The organism is Amedibacillus dolichus DSM 3991 (genome assembly GCF_000154285.1).
In the GTDB taxonomy this organism is placed as follows: domain Bacteria; phylum Bacillota_I; class Bacilli_A; order Erysipelotrichales; family Erysipelotrichaceae; genus Amedibacillus; species Amedibacillus dolichus.
The window spans coordinates 85,002-105,428 of sequence record NZ_DS483476.1 but is presented as its reverse complement, the minus strand read 5'-3'; the positions used below and the strand labels follow the sequence as shown (position 1 = coordinate 105,428).

At 33.0% G+C, this 20,427-nt stretch carries 42 protein-coding genes; 7 read left to right on the top strand and 35 right to left on the bottom strand.

Features of this window, described 5'->3' with window-relative positions; genetic code table 11:
• The first annotated feature begins 88 nt into the window (after positions 1-88).
• The 3 genes from EUBDOL_RS07020 (at position 89) to EUBDOL_RS07010 (ending at position 1,460) form a co-directional block, all read left to right on the top strand.
• On the top strand, positions 89-343 hold the full coding sequence (locus tag EUBDOL_RS07020; protein ID WP_040463486.1) for a hypothetical protein: 255 nt from the start codon (positions 89-91) through the stop codon (positions 341-343).
• A gap of 243 nt (positions 344-586) precedes the next feature.
• The gene (locus EUBDOL_RS07015; protein ID WP_004800040.1) at positions 587-1,135 is read left to right on the top strand and encodes a Panacea domain-containing protein; all 549 of its coding nucleotides are present in this window, start codon (positions 587-589) and stop codon (positions 1,133-1,135) included.
• A complete protein-coding gene (locus EUBDOL_RS07010) occupies positions 1,122-1,460 on the top strand; it encodes a type II toxin-antitoxin system PemK/MazF family toxin (protein ID WP_004800038.1) in 339 nt (112 codons plus the stop codon). Before EUBDOL_RS07015 ends, EUBDOL_RS07010 begins: the two co-directional genes overlap by 14 nt.
• A gap of 98 nt (positions 1,461-1,558) precedes the next feature.
• Here the strand turns inward: EUBDOL_RS07010 and EUBDOL_RS07005 are convergent, their stop codons facing one another.
• From EUBDOL_RS07005 to EUBDOL_RS06850, 33 genes are all read right to left on the bottom strand, one after another.
• Positions 1,559-2,167, bottom strand: a complete 609-nt coding sequence (locus tag EUBDOL_RS07005) for a recombinase family protein (RefSeq protein ID WP_004800036.1) — start codon at positions 2,165-2,167, stop codon at positions 1,559-1,561.
• A 35-nt stretch (positions 2,168-2,202) separates the two neighbouring features.
• Positions 2,203-2,916 (bottom strand): ORF6C domain-containing protein, encoded by a 714-nt coding sequence (locus EUBDOL_RS11025; RefSeq protein ID WP_004800035.1) that lies wholly within the window; start codon positions 2,914-2,916, stop codon positions 2,203-2,205.
• A complete protein-coding gene (locus EUBDOL_RS06990; protein ID WP_004800032.1) occupies positions 2,916-3,152 on the bottom strand; it encodes a hypothetical protein in 237 nt (78 codons plus the stop codon). The genes EUBDOL_RS11025 and EUBDOL_RS06990 overlap by 1 nt, the downstream gene beginning before the upstream one ends.
• Positions 3,152-3,340, bottom strand: coding sequence for a hypothetical protein (locus tag EUBDOL_RS06985; RefSeq protein ID WP_004800030.1), 189 nt, complete (start codon positions 3,338-3,340; stop codon positions 3,152-3,154). Before EUBDOL_RS06985 ends, EUBDOL_RS06990 begins: the two co-directional genes overlap by 1 nt.
• A gap of 172 nt (positions 3,341-3,512) precedes the next feature.
• Positions 3,513-3,680: a plasmid mobilization protein gene (locus EUBDOL_RS11465; protein ID WP_154645859.1), complete on the bottom strand. Its 168-nt coding sequence runs from the start codon at positions 3,678-3,680 to the stop codon at positions 3,513-3,515.
• A gap of 127 nt (positions 3,681-3,807) precedes the next feature.
• Positions 3,808-4,773 carry an Ltp family lipoprotein gene (locus EUBDOL_RS11020; protein ID WP_050750085.1) on the bottom strand — a complete coding sequence of 322 codons (966 nt, stop codon included), beginning with the start codon at positions 4,771-4,773 and terminating at the stop codon, positions 3,808-3,810.
• 107 nt (positions 4,774-4,880) lie between these two features.
• Positions 4,881-5,612 (bottom strand): Rha family transcriptional regulator, encoded by a 732-nt coding sequence (locus EUBDOL_RS06975; protein WP_004800027.1) that lies wholly within the window; start codon positions 5,610-5,612, stop codon positions 4,881-4,883.
• Between the two features lie 18 nt (positions 5,613-5,630).
• Complete coding sequence (locus EUBDOL_RS06970) at positions 5,631-5,888, bottom strand: hypothetical protein (RefSeq protein ID WP_004800026.1); 258 nt, start codon at positions 5,886-5,888, stop codon at positions 5,631-5,633.
• A 6-nt stretch (positions 5,889-5,894) separates the two neighbouring features.
• Entirely contained in the window at positions 5,895-6,089 is a 195-nt protein-coding gene (locus EUBDOL_RS06965) for a hypothetical protein (RefSeq protein ID WP_004800024.1), read from the bottom strand.
• Positions 6,090-6,111: 22 nt separating this feature from the next.
• Entirely contained in the window at positions 6,112-6,708 is a 597-nt protein-coding gene (locus tag EUBDOL_RS06960) for a hypothetical protein (RefSeq protein WP_004800022.1), read from the bottom strand.
• Position 6,709: 1 nt separating this feature from the next.
• The gene (locus EUBDOL_RS06955; RefSeq protein WP_004800021.1) at positions 6,710-7,171 is read right to left on the bottom strand and encodes a hypothetical protein; all 462 of its coding nucleotides are present in this window, start codon (positions 7,169-7,171) and stop codon (positions 6,710-6,712) included.
• Positions 7,172-7,259: 88 nt separating this feature from the next.
• Entirely contained in the window at positions 7,260-7,463 is a 204-nt protein-coding gene (locus tag EUBDOL_RS06950; protein ID WP_004800018.1) for a hypothetical protein, read from the bottom strand.
• Positions 7,453-7,818, bottom strand: coding sequence for a hypothetical protein (locus tag EUBDOL_RS06945; protein ID WP_040463482.1), 366 nt, complete (start codon positions 7,816-7,818; stop codon positions 7,453-7,455). The genes EUBDOL_RS06950 and EUBDOL_RS06945 overlap by 11 nt, the downstream gene beginning before the upstream one ends.
• Complete coding sequence (locus EUBDOL_RS06940) at positions 7,797-8,075, bottom strand: hypothetical protein (protein WP_004800013.1); 279 nt, start codon at positions 8,073-8,075, stop codon at positions 7,797-7,799. The genes EUBDOL_RS06945 and EUBDOL_RS06940 overlap by 22 nt, the downstream gene beginning before the upstream one ends.
• Positions 8,065-8,328: a hypothetical protein gene (locus tag EUBDOL_RS06935; protein WP_004800011.1), complete on the bottom strand. Its 264-nt coding sequence runs from the start codon at positions 8,326-8,328 to the stop codon at positions 8,065-8,067. Before EUBDOL_RS06935 ends, EUBDOL_RS06940 begins: the two co-directional genes overlap by 11 nt.
• Positions 8,328-8,738, bottom strand: coding sequence for a hypothetical protein (locus EUBDOL_RS11015; protein ID WP_004800009.1), 411 nt, complete (start codon positions 8,736-8,738; stop codon positions 8,328-8,330). The genes EUBDOL_RS06935 and EUBDOL_RS11015 overlap by 1 nt, the downstream gene beginning before the upstream one ends.
• A 14-nt stretch (positions 8,739-8,752) precedes the next feature.
• Positions 8,753-8,974: a hypothetical protein gene (locus EUBDOL_RS06925; RefSeq protein ID WP_040463479.1), complete on the bottom strand. Its 222-nt coding sequence runs from the start codon at positions 8,972-8,974 to the stop codon at positions 8,753-8,755.
• Positions 8,958-9,230 (bottom strand): hypothetical protein, encoded by a 273-nt coding sequence (locus EUBDOL_RS06920; RefSeq protein WP_004800005.1) that lies wholly within the window; start codon positions 9,228-9,230, stop codon positions 8,958-8,960. The genes EUBDOL_RS06925 and EUBDOL_RS06920 overlap by 17 nt, the downstream gene beginning before the upstream one ends.
• The gene (locus tag EUBDOL_RS06915; protein ID WP_004800004.1) at positions 9,227-9,508 is read right to left on the bottom strand and encodes a hypothetical protein; all 282 of its coding nucleotides are present in this window, start codon (positions 9,506-9,508) and stop codon (positions 9,227-9,229) included. The genes EUBDOL_RS06920 and EUBDOL_RS06915 overlap by 4 nt, the downstream gene beginning before the upstream one ends.
• Complete coding sequence (locus EUBDOL_RS06910; RefSeq protein ID WP_040463475.1) at positions 9,472-9,774, bottom strand: hypothetical protein; 303 nt, start codon at positions 9,772-9,774, stop codon at positions 9,472-9,474. Before EUBDOL_RS06910 ends, EUBDOL_RS06915 begins: the two co-directional genes overlap by 37 nt.
• A gap of 34 nt (positions 9,775-9,808) precedes the next feature.
• On the bottom strand, positions 9,809-10,288 hold the full coding sequence (gene ssb, locus EUBDOL_RS06905; protein WP_004800000.1) for a single-stranded DNA-binding protein: 480 nt from the start codon (positions 10,286-10,288) through the stop codon (positions 9,809-9,811).
• Positions 10,281-10,568, bottom strand: coding sequence for a nucleoside triphosphate pyrophosphohydrolase family protein (locus EUBDOL_RS11010; protein WP_004799998.1), 288 nt, complete (start codon positions 10,566-10,568; stop codon positions 10,281-10,283). The genes ssb and EUBDOL_RS11010 overlap by 8 nt, the downstream gene beginning before the upstream one ends.
• On the bottom strand, positions 10,561-11,259 hold the full coding sequence (locus EUBDOL_RS06895) for a hypothetical protein (protein ID WP_004799996.1): 699 nt from the start codon (positions 11,257-11,259) through the stop codon (positions 10,561-10,563). Before EUBDOL_RS06895 ends, EUBDOL_RS11010 begins: the two co-directional genes overlap by 8 nt.
• Positions 11,256-12,083, bottom strand: coding sequence for a hypothetical protein (locus EUBDOL_RS11005; RefSeq protein WP_050750084.1), 828 nt, complete (start codon positions 12,081-12,083; stop codon positions 11,256-11,258). The genes EUBDOL_RS06895 and EUBDOL_RS11005 overlap by 4 nt, the downstream gene beginning before the upstream one ends.
• A complete protein-coding gene (locus tag EUBDOL_RS06885) occupies positions 12,076-12,507 on the bottom strand; it encodes a RusA family crossover junction endodeoxyribonuclease (protein ID WP_004799993.1) in 432 nt (143 codons plus the stop codon). The genes EUBDOL_RS11005 and EUBDOL_RS06885 overlap by 8 nt, the downstream gene beginning before the upstream one ends.
• Entirely contained in the window at positions 12,494-13,111 is a 618-nt protein-coding gene (locus EUBDOL_RS06880; protein ID WP_004799992.1) for a hypothetical protein, read from the bottom strand. The genes EUBDOL_RS06885 and EUBDOL_RS06880 overlap by 14 nt, the downstream gene beginning before the upstream one ends.
• A gap of 24 nt (positions 13,112-13,135) precedes the next feature.
• On the bottom strand, positions 13,136-14,050 hold the full coding sequence (locus EUBDOL_RS06875; RefSeq protein ID WP_004799991.1) for a recombinase RecT: 915 nt from the start codon (positions 14,048-14,050) through the stop codon (positions 13,136-13,138).
• Positions 14,034-14,906: a DUF1351 domain-containing protein gene (locus tag EUBDOL_RS06870; RefSeq protein ID WP_004799990.1), complete on the bottom strand. Its 873-nt coding sequence runs from the start codon at positions 14,904-14,906 to the stop codon at positions 14,034-14,036. Before EUBDOL_RS06870 ends, EUBDOL_RS06875 begins: the two co-directional genes overlap by 17 nt.
• Positions 14,907-14,922: 16 nt before the next feature.
• On the bottom strand, positions 14,923-15,609 hold the full coding sequence (locus tag EUBDOL_RS06865) for a YqaJ viral recombinase family protein (protein WP_004799989.1): 687 nt from the start codon (positions 15,607-15,609) through the stop codon (positions 14,923-14,925).
• A gap of 7 nt (positions 15,610-15,616) precedes the next feature.
• Complete coding sequence (locus EUBDOL_RS06860) at positions 15,617-15,835, bottom strand: hypothetical protein (protein WP_004799987.1); 219 nt, start codon at positions 15,833-15,835, stop codon at positions 15,617-15,619.
• A 6-nt stretch (positions 15,836-15,841) separates the two neighbouring features.
• Positions 15,842-16,021, bottom strand: a complete 180-nt coding sequence (locus EUBDOL_RS11730; protein WP_268869320.1) for a 3D domain-containing protein — start codon at positions 16,019-16,021, stop codon at positions 15,842-15,844.
• 99 nt (positions 16,022-16,120) lie between these two features.
• The gene (locus tag EUBDOL_RS06855; protein WP_004799983.1) at positions 16,121-16,321 is read right to left on the bottom strand and encodes a hypothetical protein; all 201 of its coding nucleotides are present in this window, start codon (positions 16,319-16,321) and stop codon (positions 16,121-16,123) included.
• A gap of 66 nt (positions 16,322-16,387) precedes the next feature.
• Positions 16,388-16,699, bottom strand: a complete 312-nt coding sequence (locus EUBDOL_RS06850; protein ID WP_004799981.1) for a hypothetical protein — start codon at positions 16,697-16,699, stop codon at positions 16,388-16,390.
• Between the two features lie 420 nt (positions 16,700-17,119).
• Between EUBDOL_RS06850 and EUBDOL_RS06845 the strand changes: the two genes are divergently transcribed.
• A complete protein-coding gene (locus tag EUBDOL_RS06845) occupies positions 17,120-17,350 on the top strand; it encodes a hypothetical protein (RefSeq protein WP_004799977.1) in 231 nt (76 codons plus the stop codon).
• A 134-nt stretch (positions 17,351-17,484) separates the two neighbouring features.
• On the opposite strand, the gene EUBDOL_RS11460 is transcribed toward EUBDOL_RS06845, so the two are convergent.
• Positions 17,485-17,643, bottom strand: coding sequence for a hypothetical protein (locus EUBDOL_RS11460; protein ID WP_154645858.1), 159 nt, complete (start codon positions 17,641-17,643; stop codon positions 17,485-17,487).
• 46 nt (positions 17,644-17,689) lie between these two features.
• On the bottom strand, positions 17,690-17,896 hold the full coding sequence (locus tag EUBDOL_RS06840) for a helix-turn-helix transcriptional regulator (protein ID WP_040463468.1): 207 nt from the start codon (positions 17,894-17,896) through the stop codon (positions 17,690-17,692).
• 163 nt (positions 17,897-18,059) lie between these two features.
• Here EUBDOL_RS06840 and EUBDOL_RS06835 point away from each other — a divergent pair, with 163 nt between their 5' ends.
• The 3 genes from EUBDOL_RS06835 (at position 18,060) to EUBDOL_RS06825 (ending at position 20,337) form a co-directional block, all read left to right on the top strand.
• A complete protein-coding gene (locus EUBDOL_RS06835; RefSeq protein ID WP_004799971.1) occupies positions 18,060-18,770 on the top strand; it encodes a helix-turn-helix domain-containing protein in 711 nt (236 codons plus the stop codon).
• A 10-nt stretch (positions 18,771-18,780) separates the two neighbouring features.
• Positions 18,781-19,080 (top strand): helix-turn-helix domain-containing protein, encoded by a 300-nt coding sequence (locus EUBDOL_RS11000; RefSeq protein ID WP_050750083.1) that lies wholly within the window; start codon positions 18,781-18,783, stop codon positions 19,078-19,080.
• A 129-nt stretch (positions 19,081-19,209) separates the two neighbouring features.
• Positions 19,210-20,337, top strand: coding sequence for a site-specific integrase (locus EUBDOL_RS06825; RefSeq protein ID WP_004799966.1), 1,128 nt, complete (start codon positions 19,210-19,212; stop codon positions 20,335-20,337).
• Positions 20,338-20,427: the final 90 nt, after the last annotated feature.

Sequence of the window (20,427 nt, the reverse complement as noted above, 5' to 3'; positions counted from 1 at the left end):
ATTTACTTTCCATTGACAAAAAACGGATAAAACCTTATCATATTCTAGAAAGGGTATGTGCCATATCAAAACTGTTTGGAGGTTAAATATGATAAAAAATAAAATAAAAATAATGTTGCAATTCAAAAATAAGTTACAACTGGATCTAATGGATATTTGGGAAATGTCTAGTAAACAATCATTAAACAATAAAGTAAGTCAAGAGCGCATTACTTTACAAGATATGATCAAGTTGTGCGATTATTTAGGTTATGAAATAGAAATAAAGGATAAAACAACAAATAAACCATTGCTCTCATTCGATCTATCAGACTTGCAAAAAGACGATAAAAAGAGCACGTAATTTTTTTTGAAAACGTGCTTTTTTTGAGGGGGTATGTGTGGGTTGCAATCTGTTTGCAACTTTTTTTGTATTGTATTTTTTTTCAAATGGGGGTATGTGTCATATCAAAACTGTTTTTTTATTTTCTTTTTATTTATTATCGTTTTTTACCACTTTATATATGTTTTTAACAATATTTTGCATGTATCAGTAGAAAAATACGACACATTATAATATAATCATGATGAAAGGAAGGTGTTATGTATGTTAAAAGCTGTTGATTATGCAAACTTTTTTATTGATTTAGCTAATTCTTCCGATGATGATTATATTTCAAATTTACGTCTTAACAAACTCCTTTATTTTGCACAAGGGTATAGCCTTTACAAACGAGGAATGCCTTTGTTTGATGATGAAATTGAAGCATGGAAATATGGCCCTGTTGTTCCATCTGTGTATAGAACATTTAAAGTTTGTGGCAGAGGAAATATCGATGAAACATACGGAGACTACAATGTAGAAAATTTTTCTTCTGATGAATTAGAAATTTTATTGAATGTCGCAGAAGAATTTGGAAAATATTCCTCTCCAAAACTTGTAGATATCACTCATGCACAAGGTTCTCCTTGGCAACAAGTTTTCAATGTAGATGCAAAACATACAATCATCAGTAAAAAATCCATTGCTGATTACTTTCGTGATAAAATGAAATTATCTCCATTCAACTATGATGATGTATTAGCATTAGATGTCATAGGATATCGCAACGAAGATGGAAATTACGTTCTTCCTAAGGAGTATGATGAAGCCTAGTAGTTGGGAAATATGGGATGCAAAGGTAGCTTTTGAAGATGATCCACACACTTTAAAAAGGCGTCCTGTACTTGTTATTTCACCTAAAGATATATTTATCTTATCGCTAAAAATCACTTCTCATGAACCTAGAAAGATGTATCCCGGAGAATATCAAATAAAGAAATGGAGAGAAGCTGGACTAAATAAGCCATCTACAGTTAGATGTAGTAAACGTCTCAATTTGATAGAAAGCGATTTTATTAAAAAACGTGGAAAATTACAAGTTATAGATATGATTGAAGTACGTAATATATTGCACGAAATAAAATCAAAGAAGCTGTGAAAAGATCTAAGTTATCTAACTAGGACTTCACAGTTTTTTTATACCCTATGTGCCTATGCAAAACTGTCCACAAAAAAAGACAAACCCTAAAGCCTGTCTTACATCAAATGATTTCTTTTCAATATGGTATATACTTGTGGTCTTGAAACACCTGCATAAAAGGCAATATCTGACTTATTCATACCCTGTGCGTATAATTCACAAACTGTTTTATCTACTTCTGTATTTACCGGTCTGCCAAGCTTAATGCCCTCCGCTTTCATAGCTTGCAGCTTTTCCGATGTTCTTCTGCTGTTCTTTTGGCGTTCAAGTTCTGCGTTGTAACAAAGCGTTTCAAATACGATTGCCTTTAAAAACTTGATATTCAAATCAATATTTCCGTCTTTGTCATAAATTGCTTGTGAAAGTAAAGGCATATCAATTACAACGATGTTAATATCTTTATCATCAAAATATTTCCACTCTTCTTTTATTCCGTCCCAATCACGACCCAAGCGATCAAGCTCTTTTATGATAATTGTATCACCACTAACTGCTGCCTGTTTCATACGATTATACCCATCACGATTAAATGTTTTTCCTGTAATGGTATCGGAAAATGACACATCAATCTCCACGTTGTTATCTGCGCACCATTTCTTGATTGCTTCGTCTTGTCTTAGATAATCTTGTTTGTTTGTTGATACTCGAGTGTATGAATAAATCATGTATATATACCTCCTGTTATCTGTTCTCGCTTATTTTAAGCTGCTCCCATTTGACTGATTACAACCATTGTTGCTTTCGATGGTTCCCACGTCTTAACGAAGTCTAATACTTTGTCGAAATCTTTATATCGAATTTGAGAACGGCATCGCACATTTGTGATTGTTTTAATATCTCTGCCAATTGCCTTGAACAATTCACTGTTTTGTCTGCGGTTTAGCTGCATTTGGTGTACGTCTTTTACTTCACGAATGCGTGATGATACTTGTGTATTCAAATACCCGTATTCATTTGGATTAAGAAATCTATTGTCCTCCAAGTTTGATACACGTTCCTCAACTTTCTCAATCTTGGTATTTGCACTTTGATTAGCTTCTAATAATAATCGGATTTTTTCTTCAGGTGTTTGTGGAAGTCGATAACCACCTGTTCTTCTCACTTGTGGTAAAACGTCAGTCGCAACCCAAATTTGAAATTTCTTTGCTGTATCGTTATTTGCTTTCATCGCTAAAAGATAGAAAATTGGTTCAGGGATAAAATCATCACGTCCACAAGTGGGTACATTAAATTCTTTTAAATATTGATTGACCCTGTTCCATCTAACAACCACGTTGCCACTTGTGGCAACGGTCGTAAACCCTAACCCTCTCGCAGCATCTTCCAAGTTTACCGAAATGCTACCATCTTCATTTTCCATTGCTCTAATTTTTAAATTTAATTCATCGTTTCTAAATGTTGATAATTTGTTCATTATAAATTTCCTCCTAAAAATAATTGTCTTGCTATTTCAAAGCCTCCCATGAAGCCTTGTTTTTGAGATACTGATGCAAAGTTAAAAATTGCACAATCTAAATCAAAGCAGTTATCTTTCATTGCATCTTTTAATTCTTCGTCAAATTTGCTTAATTCATTTGCAGCTTCTTCGACTTCTCTATTGTCTTGAAGATTGCTGCACCATTCATGATAAAGCGTTTCTAATACATTCATTAAAGTGCAACTCCCTTCTGTTTCATTTCTGCCTTTAAGGCTTTCATTCCTTGTGCATAACCAAACACAAACGCATTACATATACTTTCGCATGCACCTTTTTCTTGAAGGGCGACAACTTCATCAACTTTCATGTCATACCCTGTTTTTACTATTGTTTCTTCAATAGTTTTCTCAATGTTTCGCATATATAAAAAACCTCCTGTGTACTTTTTGCACTTTTGTGCGTGTGTCCTCAAGAGGTTGCAATGTCTATTTGAAAATGTATATCATTATGTGATATACTTGTTATGCAATCTCTTGAGGTTGTGTGTTGGGTAACTGTACTCGTTCGACCAAAAACTAACAGTTACCCTTTTTTTATTTCATTTTTTCGATACCTTGCAGGATTAACTCTGTTATTGTTAATCCTTTTTTTTGAGCCAATGTCTTTAATTCCTCTTTTTCTTCTTTAGTTACTCTGAAAGCCATTCTCTCGGTACGAGCGTTGTCGATTGGTGGTCTACCCACCTTTTTTTTATCTGACATAGTCCTCCTTTCTTTCTCGTTCGACATAAATTATTATATTTTATGTTCGACAAGAATGCAAGAGGTTTTTTATATTTCTGCAAAAACATATTAAAACCCACTCGTTAGAGCGGGTTGTGTTATATCATTAAAGTCCAATTGCATTTACTGCCTGTTCAGCTTGTGATTGAGTAAATCCCTCGTGAATTAGTTGATTTATTAGTTCTTGACGAGAAAATCCCATTCCTATATCCATGTAACTTTGTGCGGATTTAATTGCTTGTGCATTCCAATCTGCTCCACAGTTATTAACCCCATATACAGCTTCTTCATAAGTAAATTCTTCGCTTTGCAATTGTTCTATTAAGCCGTTGTATGAAAATGCCATATTTGTGTTCAAATAACTACGCGCAGATTTTAACGCTTGATTATTCCAATTTGCACCACAATTATTGACTGCATAAGTAGCATCTGCATCAGAGAAACCCTCATGTTTAAGTTGTTCTAATAACCCTTTATATGAAAATGCCATATTTGTGTTTAAGTAACTTTTAGCACTTCTTAAAGCTTCTCTTTGTCCTTGAGAAATAGATTGTTGGCTACTGTTTGTTTGATTGTTATTACTGGACTGACCGGTTGGTTTGCTTTCATTGGAATTATCAGTTGTTAAATTTTCATTATTATCGCTATTTTCTTCACTTGAACCATCTTCGGTAGGATACATTAAAACTTGTGTTTTCGCATACCACTTCATAAATTCAATTATATCTTCAATTGATAAATCGTACTTCTTTAAACAATCTTTTGCATCTGCTGTAATTAAATCATTGATAACTTCTCCAGTATCGTAAGTAAAACCGTTTTCATCATATATATAACCATTATATTTAAGAATTTCATCATCAATATTAAATTCAAAAATATCATCATTTTCATCGTTTTCTAATTCAACTAAGTTTTTATCTATCATTTCAAGAGTCCAACCATCTTCTTCTAACTCATCTTTAATATTACCGTTACTCCTAAATGATGTCTCTGCTTCTTCCTCACTCCCACACCCTGCAAGTCCGACACATAACAACAGTGCCATAAAAATGGTTAAAAATTTTTTCATACTCATATTCTCCTTCTTCTTTCAACAATATTCTACCACCTCCGTATGCTTTTATCAATCTCACGAACCCTATTCAATTTTCAAAGAACGAGTGCTTTAATCATGTATTATATATCCATAATTTGCTGGCTATTAACTGCCTCTATTTTGTCTGACAAAGAAATAGGCAATTTATATCCATGTATAACTTCAATGGCTGTTTCTACATTCTTTCTAGGTATTGCTTTGTATGTATCAACATCAAATTCACGCCGTATTTGACAATGAATATCACTATATACCTTCCCTCTGATAGAATTATCAGTATAAGCCTTCGATTCTTTTCCTCCTAGACATGAAATAACTTTCACATTAATTGCGTGTCTTATCTCGTCTTGATCTACTCCAAATAAGGGCATTTCATCAAACTTCTGCTCTACTTTAGTTTCAAGTGCAACTATTTTTTTATCAGTTTCATCAATAGCACTTACTGCTAATTTCAATAGTTCCAAATCTGATGTAGGTAATTTAGATTTTAGGTTCATATTAGTTTCCATTTCGTTAAACGCCTCGACATATTGAGCAGTAAATAAAATACCTTTTTCACCGGTTAATTTGTTAGCTACCATTTCACAGCCTTTCTTGGTTAAAAGATAGCATTTTAAATTACGCCCTGTACTATCTTTATATTCGCTTGGGATAAAAAATTCTACTGAGCTGAATTTTGAGCTCAGTAAAATTTCCTCATATCCCTTAATTTTTTGTAGTAGATTCTTATGCTGCACTCCTATCATCTCCGCCACTATTCTACTGTCAGTAACTTTCTTACCTCGAAAGTCATAAACCTTTAATTCGTTCATTGTTAGTCCTCCTTTAGCTTAATTTAATTGTTCGTCAATACGTTTTATTTTTGCGCCGCCGTACCCCAACGCCGTTCCGAAACCAACAGAAAAGCCATTTATTCTTGCACTTTTAACGTTTTCGACTAGCATTTCAACCAATATATCATTTTGTTTAACACTAAGTGGTAATTCTCTAATAAAATCTCCTGTTTCTTTAAAAAGTTTTTTCAAATCGTCAGGATAATCCGGCAATTCAAACGCTAAGTTTTCAATATCATCGTAAGTTTTTTTCATTCTTCATCACTCCTCTTTCTTGTCAGAACCCTCAATAAAATCAATTACATCTCTCGCACACTCATTGCACAATTCGAATTGTTGATCTACAGAGAACATATCTTTCCAACTACAACCATTAAAATCATCGTTTGTTTCAAAATTGACTTTGATTTCACGCTTAACCTCTTTACCGCATTTATCACAATACTTTCTAATCATTTCCAATCACTCCGTACTTTTTTTACTTCTTATTCGGTAATTCAATCATAAACCCGAGATTTTCTAAGTCCGCCAATAGTTCATCACGTTTTTTGGTTTGACCTTCAACATGCTTCTTTGATTGTTCTTCTTTTGCTGTCATTAAACCTTGCCCATGTTCACCACTCACTTGTGTTCTGAATTTTGTAATAGATGCCCGTACAAAACCACTTTGCCCTGCTGTAAGCTGTGAATCAACAATATAATCTTCCACCAAATCCAACACTGCTTGTATATCTTGTGAAGCGTTATTAGCAACTATTTTCATCGTAGCAGCAGTCCAACCCATGAACATACAGAATGTTTCAATAGACGGAATAAGAATTGTATATAAGTTAATTTCAGCAATTACATCTTGATATTTACGAAAACAGTATTCCAAATCATCGGGATCATTAAACTTTCTACGTTTTGCCTGTTCAATAGATGGATTATCCATACTCAATATTTTGCAGATAATCGGGTGTTTAAATGCTCCGCTCTTAATTTTCTTATCGGACTGTTCTTCAAATAATCGTTTTAATTCAGCGTATATATTTTCAACTTTTACGTCTATCCAACATACCAATTCACTTTTCATACTACAGCTCAACCTCCAACATCTTGCGTACAATGTCATCAATTTTTTGTGCTGCCCATTGCTTTGATTTCTTATTGAATTTGAAAGCAATTTGTTCCAATGTCATTCCGTCCACAAAGTAATCATCATAGATTTCAAGTTCCTTTTCTTTCAACACTTCTAATCTATCTTCGATTTTTTCTTCTTCCAAAATATTGTTTGCTTTTTTAAGCTCGTTTTGAGCCATCTGTGCATAGCTTGCTTCTGTTATGATAAGTTCATTCTCGTATGTAGAAACACCCCTAGAACCACTCGGAAGGCTGTCATAAGATATCCCTCGCCCTTTGATTTCTTCGTCCAATAGTTTCGCAGCTGTTTTTTGTTCTTTTTTAAAGAAATTTGCTTTTTCGTAATGATAGCGTAGATTTGATAAAACTCTTTTCATATAGTCGATATCTTCTTTTGTTACCAATAATTTTTTCATAGTTTGATTTTCCTCCTCGAATATGATATATTCATATCAGACGTTGAGAGTGGACATGCACTTTGGTGAGAGCATGTCCTTTTTTTATTTATCTCTTATCTCGCTTCTTTACGATTTCACATTCACTTGGCGAAACAGCGATGATATGACCGCAACATTCAATCATTTTTAAATTATTCTCGCATGGTTTATATAAACCGCATTTAATATCCAACACATCAAATACATATCCAACTCTCGGACGATACCTTTCCGGAATATCCAACAAATTCTTTGTAACCTTAATCTTCATCAGTATCCTCATTTGGTTTTTCTTTACCAATTATATTGTCATAATAATCAATAATCCTCTGCTTCTTCTCAAGTTGTTTTTTCAACTCTCGTATATCGTCTTTTAATAATTGATTTTTAGATATGATTTCTTCATTTTTATTAAGTAATTGTATGTATCTTTCTTTTTCTTTGTTTGTCGGAATACCTTTTTGTGTCATAACCTGCCCGTACATACAAGAGTGTGCTTGCATATCATGTAACTTTTTTTGAACACGCTTGATTATTCTTTGTGCAACATTTTGATCTTCAAGGATATTGAGAATATTTAATTCATCGCCTTTCACAAATGACATCAATTCACTAGCTGTTGACATCTTCCACCTCTCAATTCTCTATTTTCTGCTTTTAATTTAGCTATTTCATCACACTTCATTTCATTATCATCAGATAATGCTTTATTTTCACGTTTTAGCAACGCTATTTCCTCTTGCGCTTGTTTATACGCATCTTTGAAAGTTTCGATTTGCTGACGCACTCCATGAAGGCATGTATCAATCATTTCTTTATCCGCAGCGTTGCACTTCGAATAAATCTTGTCATTGTATATGAATTTTTCGATATCAGCTAGCATTATTAAACACCTCTTTATACTGATTAAGTTCTGCCTGCAATCCATAAATAATCTTAATCAAATGCTTTTTTGAAAAGCTTTTTAGATTGACTTTTGTAAAATCATATTCTTTTCTATTTGGTTTTGGTTTTTCAATAACTTTTGCTTTTATTTTTTCTTGTTCAAGAATTGCTTTTATTTTTTCTTGTTCAAGAATTGGTTTTATTTTCTCTAATTGTTCATAAATTAAGTTTGTATCATCTGTTTTAAACATCACTCACACCTCACATTCGCCATTTGCACAGGATAGAAACGATTTTTTTCAAATATCATCAATGTTAAACTATCATCATAGTTTTTGACCTTAAACATTTTCAAATTTTCATAACCTTTAATTTCTACTTTACAAATTGCAATTTCAAAACACCATTTTAATTGGTTATCCCAAACCCACATACCTTTTTTCAAATCTTCAAATTTGTATGGTTGTGATAACGCATTGCAGGGTGTTAGCAGCGTGTTATATTCTTCAACAAGTTCAAAGTGTTCTTTGATTAGTTGATTTAATTCATAAATGTTTTTCATAAATCTTGGAGAATGATATGTTACAAATCTTGGTGTATGTAGAAAAAAATCATCTTCGAATTCCTTTATAATTTCTAAATATTTTCCTTTAGTCAGCATCTTCACTCACTCCTTTACGTATCAATTTCACTATCAAGCCATTTTTCTTTGCATTTAAAACACATTTCTCTATTTACCTTATCCATTTTTTTATGACACAACGCTCTTTCATCGACACAAAAATATGGACAAGCGATATTGTAATAAATTGTTGCTTCATAGCTTGCACCACTATCATCAATGAAGTTAGGATCTTCTAATTGTTCTATTAGATATTGTCTATTTGTTATATTCATTTTTTTCATCACTCCAATCTAACGCTTTTCCGCAATAATGACAGTAGTTCAAGTCATTTATTATATTCTTGTTTGCAACAACCACTTTGCAGTTAGGGCAATAACTTGCACCTTCAATATTTTTTTCTACTTTCTTCGGTGTAGCCTTATCGACTAGTTCCTTTAATACATCTAAATATTCATGTGCTTCTTCTGCCGTATCTGTACATAAACAACATAAACTTGCTTTTTCTAACGCATTCTGATACTTATTCATTTCAATTCCACCAACCTTTTAATCTCATCAAGTTTTGATGTAAATTCATCATTTAGTTGCTTCAACAAAGCTAATGCTTCGCCGATAGACATATCACAGCCACTCAATTTATCTGCGTATATATGCCTTTTTATAGCGTTCAATGCGCCCCATAAATCACGTGGGAAACATACTGAATTATAATAATGTTCCTGTCTCTTTTCGCTCCATAACCGCTCATAAACAGTGCAACAATCCGCTTCTACTTCGATGTAGTATTTTTCTGTAACCTTGACCATCTTTTCTTATAAACCTCCAAGTCTTTTTCAAGTTCCTTTATCTTCTTTTTTTGCGTATAGATTTCATTTTCCTGTAATGCTAATTTCTCATATAATTTTTCTGTTCCAACAATCACTCCATACTCAACTGATAAATTGCGTATCACTTCAATCTTTTTCATAATTCGATTGATAAAATCTTGAGAATGATGCATTTTCAATTGCCTATTGATATACTCATTCACTCCATTTATGTTACTTTCAATTTCTTCTCTGTATTTGTCCATTTCTTTCTTCCTTTGTTGCAATAATTAAATTTCATTAGAATGGCAAATCATCACTGGCGATATCTAAACCATCGTTACCATAACCATAATTCTCGCTATAACCACTCTGTTGTTCCTGTGGTAATGAATTTGTAGTGTCAGTCGTATATTTATACCCTCCAACACTTTCATCGCTCTGCAACGCTGTATTGCGATTATCTTTTTGTTCCAAGAATGCAGTGGACTCTGCCACTAACTCACAAATAATCTGTTTCTTTCCGTCCTTATTCTCATAACTCCTTGTCTGCAATCTTCCTTCAACGCCGATAAGAAATCCTTTCTTCATGTACTTAGCAACATTATCAGCGACCTTGTTCCACGAAGTACACTGAATAAAATCCGCAGTTGGCTGTCCTTCCGCTTTAAACTTTCTATCCACCGCAACCGTAAAGGAAGTAACACTTGCTCCACTTGTTGTTTTGCGTAAAACCGGATCTCTTACCAATCGTCCAACAATTACTGCTCTGTTAATCACTTGAATCCAACCTCTCTTTCAATCTGTTAATTTTGAAGTTAAACATTTCGTTTAATTCTCTGTATTTCACATCGTGCATAATTTTTAGTTGTTCAATCATAATCAGTACATCGGCAATTTCTTCAACAATTTCATCGTGGTTATTATTACCTCTCAAGCTCTTACATACTTCTTTTTGAAGTTCTGCCATTTCTTCAAGCACCATCATGCTTTGATTTTCTTTGCCATACGTTTCAATGGCTTGTTTTAAAACTTTTGTCATATTTACAGTTTCAATCATTCTTTTTATCCTCCAAAATGTATTGTTTAATAAATCTTCTTGCGTATTGTGGGTGTATCAATGACCTTTCGACTTTTCTACTACACCCATCATTTTTTTTACATTTTTTTACCTTTTTCTTCTCAATAATTTCAAGTGGTTCAAAACATAAATTGTTTTGTACTTCACAGTTGATAAACCAATATTGAGTAGGTTTTTTATAGTAATCTCCATCATCTTGTCTGTTTTTATCAACCAAACTTGGTTTCATGCACCAATAAGTTGTTAAGTAATGCGGTGGCATACTTGGATTTTCAATTATCATTTTTAAGTCTTTGCGGATAACAACTACACATATCATACAAAGCAATTCATACAACTCATGTAATTCATTGTGAAGTTTCATATCATATTCTAGTTTTTGAATATCCGTCCAATTCCTTTGCTGCCTTGCTTCTCCTTTAAAATGTAATGGTATTTGTGTTTCAAACTTTGTGCAAGGAAAGAAAGCAAGAATTAAATCATCATTTTTGAAATTATCAAATATTGATTCTTCCTCTTGGTATGCTTTACGTATCTCATCGAATAAATCAACTTTGAAATCTGTTTGTCCAAAATCATTCAAAACATCATAGTCAAAAGCTTCATACCCTAGCTTTTTAAATTCATTCTTGAATGTTCCTGATTGTTCAAATAAGCAATGTACTTTCATCTTCCACCTCTCAACTGATTTTGCAATTCAATCATTTCTGCTTCGTTAAAATCTTCGGTATCAATTTTTATGTTCGATTGATCGTGATACCAAGATGGCAATTCTTTCGATTTTGATATTTGTTGTTTGCTGTATCCGTCATTCTTGATTTTGTAGAACGATTTCCAAGAATGTTCGATTGTTTGGTTCACGATTTCAATTTTCGTTTTATCATCTCCTGCAAGTGAATCTAACGTTTTGAGGTTTAACTCTAAAGCGTGTGTGGTAAAACCTTTCATTTTGTTCCGCATATCGACATACGATAGCAAAACTTTTTTAAGTTCATCGTTTTGGGTGTAGCCATCAAGAATCGAAGAAAAACTCACGGTCTTTTTTTCTTTGGTATTTTCTTTTTTTCTAATATTCTTATCATTCTTTACATTCTTTTCTTTCTTAGTTGTTGTTACTTGAATGTTATTTGAATGTTGCTCGTTTGTTTCTTCAATGTTATTTGTTTGTTCTTCTGTTTGTTGCACCGATTGATACAAATCGTAATTTGGTACGATAATTACAGTGTTTTTATTACTTGTTACCTTTGTTATATCGTTTGTTGATAATAACTTTTTTATTGATGTTCTTACTTGTTGCATTGTAAGACCTGTTTGTGTTGCTAAAGTTTGATAAGAAGTAAGAAAACTACCTCTTTTTACAGTCTCGCCGTGCCACTTTCTATCTTCAAAATTAGCCATCAGTAAAATGTGAATGAACAAAGTTTTTGTGTTAATATCATCGTACCATTCCCAATCTATGATCTTTCTGTGCAACTTAATAAATCCATCATTCATCATTCACCGCTCCTTCAATCAGTACCTCGACCCTCGGAACATCTGAATAAAACTTAGCACACCGCATTGCAATAATGTGCGAATCATCTGTATATGCAATACCGTTTAAAGCATCATAAATTACCTTTTGTATATTATCTAAATCAGGCTTAACCATTGGTTTTATTTCTCCGTTTAGCATGCGTTCCTTTACTTTTTTTGATTTTGATTGTGGGATTTGGTAAAAGGCACGAATCGTACCTCTTACCTCTCCATCAATCGGTTTATCTAATGGATATTTTTGTTTGAACATCGCCACTACAAGATTTTCATAATTAACTGTTTCTTTAGGTGTATATACTGATGCATGCACTCCTCTACGCGTTGCTTTAGGTCTCTGTTTTCCAAATGGTTTTCCCGGTACTGTGAAACTAAAAGTAGTCATGGGTATCATCGTTGATATTTGGGAAATCTTCTATCTCTGCGTCAACATAACTGTCAATCGCTTCATTTTCTGCTTTATCGCTTCGTTCTGCTTCATTGTAGAGGTTTTCTTCATTTTCCAATGTTTCTGTATCTCCTACATTTTTCTTATCTGTATCGCCCTGTAATTCGTCCGTTTCTTTCTCTGTGAATTCAGCTTCAACTGCATTTGCGTGGTAAGGGATTTTAACTGTTTCTCTTTGTGTTTCATTGCCGTCAATATCCTGTTGTCCTTCCGCTTCTTCTGCTTCCTGTTGGAGTGTATAAGATAATAAATGTCCATCATCATCAACAGCTTTCTCTAAGTTCATGTTCATTTGCATAACACCACGTTTCGCAAGTTGAACAGCAATAACGACTTCCATATTAATGGCAGTTCTACTTGCATTAGCCGAAATAATCAGCTCCGGTTTAATTTTTCTTTTTTCCTTTGGGTTAGTGGAGATATCTTCAATATCATCTAATACTTTCAGCATCTCTTTATCAATCGCTTCAATCAATGCGCCATTTTGCAATAATGCAATAGATCCTTTTTCTCTTAATTCCTTTGTATCAATAAACAACATTTTATTTGTCCTCCTCAATTATGTTTATAATAGTTGAATGTTTTGTGCTGATTCTTTCGTATCGAATGCAGCTTGTGGCGTTACTTCTTCGTGAACCTGTGTTACTTCAATATCCGGATTAATGAGTGGTTCATTAGTTTCCTCCACGTATGTACTATTACCACTTGCGTCTTTAAACGTATAATCACCCTCAAACGCTGCCTGCAATTCGATGGACATAATGCCCCATTTAGAAATCAATTGACGTAGCATTGTCTTAAATGCCATGCCATCAAAATCTTTATACCAAAAGCTACTGTACTTCCACTTATCTTTATCCAGTATTTTTCCTGTCATTAGATCGTTATAGCTTTTTGCATTGAATGCAGCACTATATTTATCTGCATGAGATAACATTTTTTCTTTGCTCCAATAAAGCGCTTTTTTAAATCCATTCACTAATTCAAACATTGCGTAATAACCGATGGTTTCAGCTTTCTCACGTTCCAATTCGTCTTGAATTAGATTGATTTCAAGTTCTTCATTTAATGGATCGAAGTTAATCAATTCGCCTTTTTTGATTTCCAGCACGTTAATCTTTTTATACTGTCCGGAACGAATAGCCAATTGGAGATATCCTTTGTAGCCGAGCTCGAACGTTGCCACTTTACCTTTGTTCTTATCATTGAACGGCACCATGTAGTAATGTCCTAACTGCGGACTTGGAGATAACTGTAATGTTTCGCCTAGCAACGCTGCATTAACAATTGAGAATCCATCACATTCTTGTAACTGTGGATTAACTGCAACTGCGCTTGAAATCGCTGTAACGAATTTCTGTGATTTCTTAGTATCTCCTAGTGTATTATTGATTAACTTTTGAATACTCTCACTTTGAATAACAACACTAAATTTTCTTTTCCCTGTTCCTTGTGCTGATAAATTATTTTGTAACGCCATCTTCTATTTCCTCCTTTGAAATGACTACTAAATTTTTGATAAGATGCTTATTTTCTGCGACTATTCTATTTAACAAATCGAAGAATTCTCTTTCTGCAGTAATAGCAAAATTGATTTTTTGAATTGTTGGTTTTCCCATTATTGTTTGTTCAACAATCTGTGGCTGCGGCATAGCTTTTTTAGGTTCTGCAATAACACGTTGTTCGCTAACGGATTGCCTAATTTTATTCAATTCATCAGCTTTTGCTTTCGCTAAACCAATATCAAGTGTATTTGCAAAAACTACTTTCACTTGTTCTATATCTGCAGGATCCGTAGGAAGATAAGCTTCAAGCATTTTCCAATCGGTAATAAGCTTGTTTACCTTTACTTGCATATCTTCCAAAATCTTTTTAACAGTCATAGAATTCTTGTCATATTCTTTTCTGATATACAAAGCTTCAAAAGCTACCTTTACCGGTAAAGCATCTAAGATTGTTTCAAATAATTGCCTTACTTCTTCCATTTTGCTTATTTTTTCTTCTTCTTCAATTTTCTTAATACCATCACCTAGTTTATTGGAAGCTTCATCAATCATTTTTTCTAGCTCCATAATTGATTTTTTAGCATTTAACCAACTTTCCATCTCATTTTTTTCAAACTGCATTCGTTTGTTTTTAATAATATCTCGCGTGGTATTAAGCTTCGTTCTATCAGCTTTAGCATCTTTGATATTGTTTACTGATACAACGTAATCGTACGGTTTAAGTAAATTGGGAAGCATTGTTTTTAAAGCTTCTACATTGCTTAAAATTCCTGTTTCCGTCATACGTAAATCTAATTCAAAACTTTGCTTCCTTGCTTCTGTTTGTTCCATGTTGTCCTCCTCATTTTTATAACATCGGTAAGATTGTAGGCGGCTCTATGTTTTTGATATAGTATGTTTCGTACTGCTCAATTTCTTTTTGTTTCAACCACTCCAAATCTTCTAAAACTCCATCACGATAAATAATGTAATGCTTTGTAACCAATGTAATATTTCCATCTTTATATTCCGTTTTAAGTTGAGCCTTTAAAATAACAAAATCAAACCCGGTAACTAGCAATCCATGTAAGACCTGCACATAATAGTTATCCGGTATTCGATTGTTCCACTTCTCTTTTTGCATTGATTGAAGAATGTTTGTTGTTTTACATTCAAAGATGCCTTTCATACTAGTACGTTTATCAATTAACAAGCCATCGGGCGAATACAACAACCAAGGTATCTCTTTCGATTGAAGCGTTACATTATCAATGTATTGCACATCGTAATATGGAAAATCCAAAGCAAACAATTTTCTTAATAAGTCCTCTGCTTCAATTCCATATTGAATATATGGACGATCAGATATATCCACAGCTTCAATAACACCTTTCTTTTCTTTCCAAAGAGTATTGTTATCTTTCCAAGGATTAAGACCAACTAAAGTGCTAGCATCGCTTCCACCTATCCCTTGAATGCGTTTTTCTTTCCATTCATCACGATTTTTATATTTATGACATATATACTGTTCCGTATCTTGATATAAAGTTTCCATACAACACCTACATAAAGTCCTCGGCATCAAACGCTTCTTCTTTTACTCTTTGCACAATACAATCTAAATGAACCAATGTACCATCGTGCTGCTGAATAATTTTCTGATTAAGTGAAATATGCTCACCACATAAATCACAAACTAAATAGGATCTTGTTTCCTGTTCCATTTCGTATTTCTTTTCAAGTTGGAAATCCAAGTTTTCCATAACATCGTTTTGCTCCATTTTTTATTACTCCTTTACAAATACTTCTGCAAAGAACACTCCACGCTCAACACTCTCTGCCTCTGTTCCTGCGAACATATCAATCACATTTCCTTGAATTGCACCTCCACGATCTTCTACGATATAGGTATTTCCATTTATCATCACTTCGCTACCGGCAGGAATGATGCTCCAATCCGTTGCAATGGTTCTACCCTCTTGCGGCGTTGTTCCCGTTGCTGTAATACCGCTGCACCCGACACAGTCTGCTCCGTAATGTGTGATTTTGAAAGTACCTAGTGAAGTTCATTTAGCTTCTAATTGTTGTACTTCTTGCTTGGCTTTCAAATCTTCAATATCATGTTGAATATCACTTACTTTTTGTTGAGCGATAGCTAGATCATCGAATGCTTTAGATGCCGTATTGCTCATATCATTGCATATAATCGCAAACGCTACATTCAATACTAACGAGCAACCTAAAGCACATTTTGCATACTTATTCATTAAATTTCCTCCTCTTGTTTTTTGTTTGGAAATCCCTTATAATTTGATTGGTCTTTTTATAAGGGATTAGATGCGTTGGTCGGTCAAACTTGGCGCATCTTTTTTATATCCATTTCTTTCAATTTCAATTTTTGCCATGCGATGAACATCTTTCTCGTTGATTCCGACAATTTCGAGAAAGTTTTTGTAATATGCTTTCCGTGGTAGATTTTTTTTGCCTTGTTTTTCACATAATTCACGTGCTTGCTCATAGATAGCACTAGCTTCCGGACAACCGCAGCGTAAGAAATTTCTTATATCCGTTTTTGTTAGATATATTTTTAACAATATTTGTTCTCGTTCAATCGCAAGACCATCTACGTAGTTAATTCTTGACATTTCGCTCCCTCCTTTCTTTTTTTAGCTATTACCCTGTGTGAGCTAGACCACATAAGCGGTATGTATGAATCAAAAAAGGAGATATTTATAAATGACATAATTTATGTAGTGGTCTAACTCATACAAGGTAATAACTATTTGATAAAACATTTGTTTTACCATCTATTTTTAGAGTACAAATAAATAGCTATCCAACAAATGACTGTTGTAATTGCCCATACAATAAAATATGTATGTTCTTCCATTTCCCACCTCTCCTATTCTGTTTTGAATAATTCATTAACTTCGATCCACAATTTGTTTTATAAAATAAATTTTCTTAAAATACCCCTTTGTTAATGAATAAAATTTGATTACTCCATTATCCCCAATTACCTATCCTGTGCTATAATTCATCTAATAAAGAAAGGAGGATAGAAAATGACTGATAACGAAAAAAGAGCCCACGATTTAACGCTTTTTCTTTTAAAAGATGTAATGAAATTAAAGCAAGAAGCGATAAATCAAGAAACAATAGCAAATGCTACTGAAGAAGAGTTAGCCAGTGGGTGTATCGAAACGAAATCTTCAGTAGATGCCTATGTCGAATATATGGAAATATATAAGACCGCTCTTAACGCTTTTAATCGTGATTTCCCTGATGGTAAATAGACCTGGATATTTCTTTACCATCGAGTATTAATCGTGTGATTATTTTTGGCTTTTTCAAATTGACAGATTTGAGTAAAGCCTTTTTCTTTTTTCTTTTTTTCACAGGATTCTCTCCTTACTCCGTTTTGAATAATTCATTGACCTTTTTTTAAACCCATAATTAGATAAATAGATGAAATAACATCTGTTAAAACCTTGATTTTCAAACAATTTCTAATTGATGCTTTTTCATTCGAAATTTTTGCTATTTCATTTAAAAAGTATAATAAGTGTTCTTCGTAATTTATTTTCATAAGTCCTCCTTTCATTTTGTCCTCTGTTTCCCCGCATGTTCCGTTTTTATGGCACATCGTGTTTAAAAAAAATAATTCTTTCAAGTGGCATTTCTACTACCTCACAAAATTTACATGCTTCATCAATATAGAACTTTGTTTCCCCTTTTTCTTTATTGATATATGTATTTTCCGACATTCCTATTAAAGCTGCCATTTTAACTTGAGAAATATTTCTTAGTTTTCTAGCCTGCTCAGGTGTATATCTATCCATGTTCTCACCGTCCTTTCTTTTTGTGCCGTATATTTGGCACACCAATAATATACACCATGTTTCATAAAAATGCAACACTATTTTATGATTTTTTTATGTTTTGTTATTGAAAATTCCCATTTTTTTGGTACAATATAGTTGCAATAAGGAAGTAGGTGAGAGAATGCCAGAAAAAAACTTAATTGATATGGAATTATATGCAATTATAGGAAAACAAATCAAAAACGCTCGAAACCTTAAAGGAATTAGTTTAGATACATTATCAGAACTAATAAATGGAGAAAAGACAAAATCCACACTTAAAAGGTATGAGGACGGTTCATCACGAATTGAAATGGATATGCTGGAAAAAATATGTAATCAAATCGGACTAAATTATGTAGATGTAATCAATAACGCAAAAGACGAATTAAATAAATCGGGGCTTGTAGAAATTCCAATAGTATATAACGATTACTTCCCTTTACATTACTCAACTAACCTATCCGCAGGAACGCTCGAAGAATTGCTCGATAGCGAACCCGATGCAATCGTGTATGTGCCTATCAAATATCAAATGATAAAGAAAAAACTTCATGCCTTTAAAGTGAATGGTACAAGTATGAATAACATTATTGCTGATAATTCGATTGTTGTTGCAGAAGATGTGCAATCTGCGCTTAATTTAAAAGATGGACAGATTGTTGTGGCTTGGGTAAATGGTTTAGCAACTGTAAAACGTCTGTATGTAAATGGAAATCAAATAACTTTAATGCCTGATAGTAGTGATAAATCGCATCAACCAATCATGATAAATACGGATATAGATACTGTTAGCATTATAGGTAGAGTGATATGGCACATGAACCCCGATGATATTGAAAAGTATTATTAGGAAGATTATTATGTTCAACGAAAAGTTAAAAGCTGTACGCAAGCAAAAGGGTTTATCTCAAGCAGCACTTGGAAAGTTACTCGGTGTCCAAACACAGACAATCAGTAATTGGGAAAACGGCAAAAGCGAGCCAAATTTAAAAACAATCAATAAACTGTGTGAGGCACTAGATGTTCCGTTACGTTATTTCATCAACGAAGAACGCGTAGATTATCAACTAACTTTAGAGGAAGCGTTCGTTATTAACAAATATCGAGAACTTAATGACGATGGTAAACAAATGATTATAAACTTACTAAACATGATATAAAAAAACACCCCCTGCGCCAACAGGGAGTGCATGAGTGATACGCCAATATCACTTGCATAGAAAAAATTTAACCTAGCACGTTAATACTTTTTCTATACCCTATTTTACACGAAATGGAGGTATAAGGCAATGGCAGTTAAAAAAGATGAAAGAATGGTAAAGAGCAAAAAGAGGAAAGATAAGCTAGTTAAAAAGATTACCTATAAATGCGAAGGTTCATATATAGATGCAAACGGAAGCCAAAAGAGATACCACAAACGTGGATTTGCTACTGCCGATGAAGCGAAGGAATGGGAACGCGTATTCTTATTGGAGTCTACAACTGGTGTATCTTCGAATATGACTGTAAATGATCTGTATATAAAATTCATGGATCAAAAAAAGTTAGTTATAAGAGAAAGAACATTTTATCAAACAGATCTTAGTTTCAAAAAACATATACTACCAGTTCTAGGAAATATAAAATTATCCAATTTAACACTAGAAAAAATAGAAAAATATCAACATGATTTATTAACCGTTAATAAACAAAATGGTGAAGTTTTAAAAAATTCAACATTAGAATTAATACAAAAAGAATTAAAATCTTTGCTTGCCTTTGCATATGAAAAATCATATATAAAAAACATGCATATTCTATCATTTAAAAAAGTTATAAACATAGATGAATCGAAAAAGGAAGTTGATTTTTGGCAGCCGGAAGAATTTTATAAGTTTATCGAAGTTGTAGATGATATAGTATATCTAACACTTTTTAATGTTTTATATTGGTGTGGATTACGAATAGGAGAAGCTCTTGCTCTAAATTGGAATGATATTGACTTTAATAAAAAAACTATCAGAATTAACAAATCATACTCTGACTATAAACATAGAATAACAAATCCTAAGACACAAAACAGTTACAGAACTGTAATAATGCCTGATAAATGTTTTGACGCAGTGAGCAAGCTATTTGAGCATGATAAACAGATAATAGGATTTGATAATCAAAAATATATTTTCCATTTTGAAAAGCCATTAAATCAAGACACTATTAAAATAAGAAAAGATAGATGGATTGCTAAAGCTCATGTAAAACGAATTCGTATACACGATCTAAGACATTCTCATGTTTCATTATTGATCAATTTAGGCTTTAGTGCATTTGACATAGCTAAAAGGCTAGGACATTCAGTTGATATGGTTAATAATGTTTATGGGCATTGGTTTCAAAATGCACAAAACAAAATGGTAGATAAACTTAATAATATGTAATTTATTTATAAATTTACACCAAATTTACACCAAATTATAAATGATATTCATAAAAATACCTTTAATAAAGGGTTTTAATAACATGTATAT

Coding starts and splice junctions, on each gene's coding strand:
- EUBDOL_RS07020 (WP_040463486.1), top strand. CDS start 89: ATGATAAAAAATAAAATAAAAATAATGTTGCAATTCAAAAATAAGTTA.
- EUBDOL_RS07015 (WP_004800040.1), top strand. CDS start 587: ATGTTAAAAGCTGTTGATTATGCAAACTTTTTTATTGATTTAGCTAAT.
- EUBDOL_RS07010 (WP_004800038.1), top strand. CDS start 1,122: ATGATGAAGCCTAGTAGTTGGGAAATATGGGATGCAAAGGTAGCTTTT.
- EUBDOL_RS07005 (WP_004800036.1), bottom strand. CDS start 2,167: ATGATTTATTCATACACTCGAGTATCAACAAACAAACAAGATTATCTA.
- EUBDOL_RS11025 (WP_004800035.1), bottom strand. CDS start 2,916: ATGAACAAATTATCAACATTTAGAAACGATGAATTAAATTTAAAAATT.
- EUBDOL_RS06990 (WP_004800032.1), bottom strand. CDS start 3,152: ATGAATGTATTAGAAACGCTTTATCATGAATGGTGCAGCAATCTTCAA.
- EUBDOL_RS06985 (WP_004800030.1), bottom strand. CDS start 3,340: ATGCGAAACATTGAGAAAACTATTGAAGAAACAATAGTAAAAACAGGG.
- EUBDOL_RS11465 (WP_154645859.1), bottom strand. CDS start 3,680: ATGTCAGATAAAAAAAAGGTGGGTAGACCACCAATCGACAACGCTCGT.
- EUBDOL_RS11020 (WP_050750085.1), bottom strand. CDS start 4,773: ATGAAAAAATTTTTAACCATTTTTATGGCACTGTTGTTATGTGTCGGA.
- EUBDOL_RS06975 (WP_004800027.1), bottom strand. CDS start 5,612: ATGAACGAATTAAAGGTTTATGACTTTCGAGGTAAGAAAGTTACTGAC.
- EUBDOL_RS06970 (WP_004800026.1), bottom strand. CDS start 5,888: ATGAAAAAAACTTACGATGATATTGAAAACTTAGCGTTTGAATTGCCG.
- EUBDOL_RS06965 (WP_004800024.1), bottom strand. CDS start 6,089: ATGATTAGAAAGTATTGTGATAAATGCGGTAAAGAGGTTAAGCGTGAA.
- EUBDOL_RS06960 (WP_004800022.1), bottom strand. CDS start 6,708: ATGAAAAGTGAATTGGTATGTTGGATAGACGTAAAAGTTGAAAATATA.
- EUBDOL_RS06955 (WP_004800021.1), bottom strand. CDS start 7,171: ATGAAAAAATTATTGGTAACAAAAGAAGATATCGACTATATGAAAAGA.
- EUBDOL_RS06950 (WP_004800018.1), bottom strand. CDS start 7,463: ATGAAGATTAAGGTTACAAAGAATTTGTTGGATATTCCGGAAAGGTAT.
- EUBDOL_RS06945 (WP_040463482.1), bottom strand. CDS start 7,818: ATGTCAACAGCTAGTGAATTGATGTCATTTGTGAAAGGCGATGAATTA.
- EUBDOL_RS06940 (WP_004800013.1), bottom strand. CDS start 8,075: ATGCTAGCTGATATCGAAAAATTCATATACAATGACAAGATTTATTCG.
- EUBDOL_RS06935 (WP_004800011.1), bottom strand. CDS start 8,328: ATGTTTAAAACAGATGATACAAACTTAATTTATGAACAATTAGAGAAA.
- EUBDOL_RS11015 (WP_004800009.1), bottom strand. CDS start 8,738: ATGCTGACTAAAGGAAAATATTTAGAAATTATAAAGGAATTCGAAGAT.
- EUBDOL_RS06925 (WP_040463479.1), bottom strand. CDS start 8,974: ATGAATATAACAAATAGACAATATCTAATAGAACAATTAGAAGATCCT.
- EUBDOL_RS06920 (WP_004800005.1), bottom strand. CDS start 9,230: ATGAATAAGTATCAGAATGCGTTAGAAAAAGCAAGTTTATGTTGTTTA.
- EUBDOL_RS06915 (WP_004800004.1), bottom strand. CDS start 9,508: ATGGTCAAGGTTACAGAAAAATACTACATCGAAGTAGAAGCGGATTGT.
- EUBDOL_RS06910 (WP_040463475.1), bottom strand. CDS start 9,774: ATGGACAAATACAGAGAAGAAATTGAAAGTAACATAAATGGAGTGAAT.
- EUBDOL_RS11010 (WP_004799998.1), bottom strand. CDS start 10,568: ATGATTGAAACTGTAAATATGACAAAAGTTTTAAAACAAGCCATTGAA.
- EUBDOL_RS06895 (WP_004799996.1), bottom strand. CDS start 11,259: ATGAAAGTACATTGCTTATTTGAACAATCAGGAACATTCAAGAATGAA.
- EUBDOL_RS11005 (WP_050750084.1), bottom strand. CDS start 12,083: ATGAATGATGGATTTATTAAGTTGCACAGAAAGATCATAGATTGGGAA.
- EUBDOL_RS06885 (WP_004799993.1), bottom strand. CDS start 12,507: ATGACTACTTTTAGTTTCACAGTACCGGGAAAACCATTTGGAAAACAG.
- EUBDOL_RS06880 (WP_004799992.1), bottom strand. CDS start 13,111: ATGTTGTTTATTGATACAAAGGAATTAAGAGAAAAAGGATCTATTGCA.
- EUBDOL_RS06875 (WP_004799991.1), bottom strand. CDS start 14,050: ATGGCGTTACAAAATAATTTATCAGCACAAGGAACAGGGAAAAGAAAA.
- EUBDOL_RS06870 (WP_004799990.1), bottom strand. CDS start 14,906: ATGGAACAAACAGAAGCAAGGAAGCAAAGTTTTGAATTAGATTTACGT.
- EUBDOL_RS06865 (WP_004799989.1), bottom strand. CDS start 15,609: ATGGAAACTTTATATCAAGATACGGAACAGTATATATGTCATAAATAT.
- EUBDOL_RS06860 (WP_004799987.1), bottom strand. CDS start 15,835: ATGGAGCAAAACGATGTTATGGAAAACTTGGATTTCCAACTTGAAAAG.
- EUBDOL_RS06855 (WP_004799983.1), bottom strand. CDS start 16,321: ATGAATAAGTATGCAAAATGTGCTTTAGGTTGCTCGTTAGTATTGAAT.
- EUBDOL_RS06850 (WP_004799981.1), bottom strand. CDS start 16,699: ATGTCAAGAATTAACTACGTAGATGGTCTTGCGATTGAACGAGAACAA.
- EUBDOL_RS06845 (WP_004799977.1), top strand. CDS start 17,120: ATGACTGATAACGAAAAAAGAGCCCACGATTTAACGCTTTTTCTTTTA.
- EUBDOL_RS11460 (WP_154645858.1), bottom strand. CDS start 17,643: ATGAAAATAAATTACGAAGAACACTTATTATACTTTTTAAATGAAATA.
- EUBDOL_RS06840 (WP_040463468.1), bottom strand. CDS start 17,896: ATGGATAGATATACACCTGAGCAGGCTAGAAAACTAAGAAATATTTCT.
- EUBDOL_RS06835 (WP_004799971.1), top strand. CDS start 18,060: ATGCCAGAAAAAAACTTAATTGATATGGAATTATATGCAATTATAGGA.
- EUBDOL_RS11000 (WP_050750083.1), top strand. CDS start 18,781: ATGTTCAACGAAAAGTTAAAAGCTGTACGCAAGCAAAAGGGTTTATCT.
- EUBDOL_RS06825 (WP_004799966.1), top strand. CDS start 19,210: ATGGCAGTTAAAAAAGATGAAAGAATGGTAAAGAGCAAAAAGAGGAAA.